Genomic DNA, 3,457 nt, shown 5'->3' with positions numbered 1-3,457 from the left:
TTTTTCTATCAATTGGCTGCATAAAAAACAATTACATCATTTTCTCTTGCTAGCGCTCTGTTAATGCGACAGAACCCAATATATCGCGGTTGTTTAGCCAGCGGGATACATGCATCAAAATGGCTCATTATTTCTTTTTCGATATCGTTACTATAGGAATTTAAAAACCACCTCATTAAAACACCCCAAGTTTTTAAAAAAATGTTTCCTTATTCAGTATTAAAAAATACAGGGTGGTAAAGTGTTTAAAGTTCACAATAAACTGCTGATTTACTGTTTATAGGAATAAACCGTGAATCGTAATAAGCATCGAGCCACACTATGGTGGCTCGATACGGTTATATTGTTGGTGGATATCGGTTATATTGTTGGGAACTTTTTGATTTGATAATGTTTTGAACTGTATCAATAACAGGTTCATTATTATCGTCAATAAAAAAGTGAGTACCTTCAAAAATGATGACCTTTTTCTCTTGTTCAAATAAATCTAACCAAGAATAGAGTTCTTGCTCTGTGACTATGGCATCATTTTTTCCACCAAACACGGTTAAAGGACAGGAGAAAGATTCTGTTCCAACATAATGATATTCTTCCGAAATTTTAAAATCCGCCTTTATTGCGGGTAAAATCAGGGACAATAATTCGGCATTGTCGATGACTTGTTTATCAACCCGGCCAAACGTCTGTAATCCATTGATAAAATCTTTATCCGGTAACCCACTTAATGGTTCTCTGATAGCAGTAACCTGGGGCCCTTTACTGCCTGAGGCAATAAATTCGATGGGGAGAGGTAATGATGCTGCGTTAATTTTTCTTATTAGTTCAAAAGCGACTCGGCTACCTAAACTGTGACCAAAAAATAGATAAGGTTTATTAAGTAAGCTTTTAATATTGACATAGATGTCTTCAACAAGGTGGCTCATGTCATTATGAGGTTTTTCTCTGATCCTGCTGCCTTTACCGGGGGGTTGTATGACTAAAAACTCAGCGTTTGTTTTGATTTTTTTGGCAAAGGGAACAAAAGTTGCACTGCTTCCTCCGGCATAAGGGAAACAAAATATTCGTATCTCAGGATTAGAAACAGTATTAAGTTTAATAAAACATGAAGGAGATTTTTCTATCACAATCGGGATCCGTTATCTTTTGCTATAAAGTTACGCATTGAAATTAACTATTCTGATAACTTTTGCTTTTTGTTTACGGTATGTTACCGCCCTTGGGTATTATCCCAACATTCAAACAACGATGTGTCTGTCAGTTAAAAATAACGAGTGATAACAAATGAAAATAATAATTAATTCTGAAAAGTTAGAGTGGTGTGATATTAGCACATTGCAATAAAAATCAATGGATTCCTTTTTTGATTCACTTATACATATTAAAACAGTCCGTTATTAATTTTTATTACAGACATTATATTTAATGGAGTATTTAATTGGCTGGTTGTTTTTCAAGTGAAATAATGCTGTGTTAATATATTAATTATGGAAAAATAAGTGACCTAAAATTTTAGCAAGCTTCAGGAAGCTGACTTTGTGCGCTATGGTTTGTTTGCTTAGTATGAAACATGAGAGTTACCTCCTTTATTTTTGACTGATGTTTTCCTCTTTTAATCAAAGTTGGCAACTCTCTTCTTTGCAAATCGAAGTGTTAGATTGGGTCTGAACGACGACATCTAAACACTACCGGTTTTTCAAAATTAATTTTATGGCTATCGTTTTAACTGGCCACTCTCTATTCGTTTTAGTCACAGACACAAGAGTCACTTTTCCGGTAGTCCGATGATAAATTGCTGATACATCTTTTGATATTGAAGGTTTCTTTATGGTATTCCCATGCCAGAGACATTCCAGTTTTCCGTCAGAATGTTTCCGGCAAAGATGTATAGGCCCGCCTCTATGAGGGCATTTATCATCGAGGGCAATTATTTTACTATTTTCAATATAAACGACTGATCTTTTATTTTCTGCCGGGAAATTAATAAGTAATGCCCCGCTATAGTCTATTTTTTTTATTCCCATTTAGTTAAGTCTCCTATGGTGTATATTTCATAATCACAAGATTCTGATTTAATTAAAGCACCATGTAACCGATTATGTTCGATAATAATTCCTTCTCCAGCGTTTAAAATTGTAGATTTTTCAAAACCATTTAAAAACTCCATCGTTCCTGATTTAACATGACATAACTCATTACTATCATGAGAGTGAGTTATTGACAACTCATTGTATGGCTCGGTAATTTTAACACAAGGGATAATACCTTTATTTGCGGCTTCCTTTACCTTTATGATGATTCTATCATGGAGATGTTTATATGTTTCAGCATTATCCTTCCATTCTATCTGACGTATAAAATCTTGTTCGCTGATATCACTGATTAAACATGCTTCTTCGAATCCTCTAATTATCTCTGTTGCTGCAATTTGGCCATATTTATCTATAGCCGGTGAGACTAATCCTTCAAATACCATTCTTGAATGGTCAATGTCTATGTGACAATGCTCATTAAAATATTTGACATTAATATTTGGTAATACTTCTTTTAATGCGTTTCTCCAAATTTTACAACTCGTAATGAAAGATGTTTCTGCTTGGTAAATTGCGCCAATATAACGAAAAAATTTTCTTTTGTCTTTTGTTACCATATTATAATAATTTGCTAATAGTAAGCTGCCATTAAGATAATATTGCCAGTAGTAATGAGGTGTAGAATTTAAATTAACAGAATTAAGCGTGTCTCGGTATAACGTTGCATGATGTTTAGAAAAATCACCATAACCGAGTTCATCAATAATTATCTTGAATAAAGAACTGGCAATTTCCCCATAGCTTCCACTTGCATATCTAGCCATAGGGCTTGATTCAATTAAGAAATCTGTGGCCAATTGAATTAGCCAATCTTTTGATGTAGTAACAGGATCTGTCGAAGTTAAAATTGCATTGGCAGATGGGAGAGATGAGCATTTTAATGATTCATCTGCGAATGAGAAAAAATATTCTTTGACTCTTTCTTTATTCCAGTTTTCAGTAATAATGATTTCATCATCAAGAAATGAAAAAAGATATTTTTCCAAAAGCCGAATGCCTGCATTAGAAGTAATAAAACGCTCATCAGAATAAAATTTTTGATAGTCTTCCCAGATGAATTTATCCATTTCAGGAAGCATTAAAAAATCCATTTCATTCATGGTAAAAAGAGTTCTATTTGCAGCGAATGCACTATATGTTAAGATATTATCTCTGGTTAAAGGACTCGAAAAATCAATATGTTTAAGGACGTGTGGTCTTATTCTTCGACCATAAAATTGTTCTTCGTAGCGATTTCCGTTATCAATACATTTTTCTGAATCAGCAAATGCAAGAATAGCATCTCTACCTATATTAAGTTAATCAATGAAATTATCTGCACTTTTGTTATAGTCGGTAATACAATACACTGACTTACCGCGTCCACT

3 protein-coding genes are annotated in these 3,457 nt (G+C 33.6%); all 3 read right to left on the bottom strand.

Annotated features, from left to right (window positions below; all coding sequences use genetic code 11):
* Positions 1–338 precede the first annotated feature (338 nt).
* Positions 339–1,124 (bottom strand): thioesterase II family protein, encoded by a 786-nt coding sequence (locus NXS07_RS19015; protein ID WP_258087411.1) that lies wholly within the window; start codon positions 1,122–1,124, stop codon positions 339–341.
* A gap of 558 nt (positions 1,125–1,682) precedes the next feature.
* Positions 1,683–2,021, bottom strand: a complete 339-nt coding sequence (locus tag NXS07_RS19010; RefSeq protein WP_258087410.1) for a Rieske 2Fe-2S domain-containing protein — start codon at positions 2,019–2,021, stop codon at positions 1,683–1,685.
* Positions 2,012–3,190, bottom strand: coding sequence for an iron-containing redox enzyme family protein (locus NXS07_RS19005; RefSeq protein ID WP_258087409.1), 1,179 nt, complete (start codon positions 3,188–3,190; stop codon positions 2,012–2,014). Before NXS07_RS19005 ends, NXS07_RS19010 begins: the two co-directional genes overlap by 10 nt.
* Between the last annotated feature and the right edge of the window lie 267 nt (positions 3,191–3,457).

Source organism: Xenorhabdus bovienii, assembly GCF_024721015.1.
Lineage (GTDB): Bacteria > Pseudomonadota > Gammaproteobacteria > Enterobacterales > Enterobacteriaceae > Xenorhabdus > Xenorhabdus bovienii.
The sequence above is the reverse complement of the archived record's forward strand: the minus strand, read 5'-3'. Positions and strand labels throughout refer to the sequence as shown.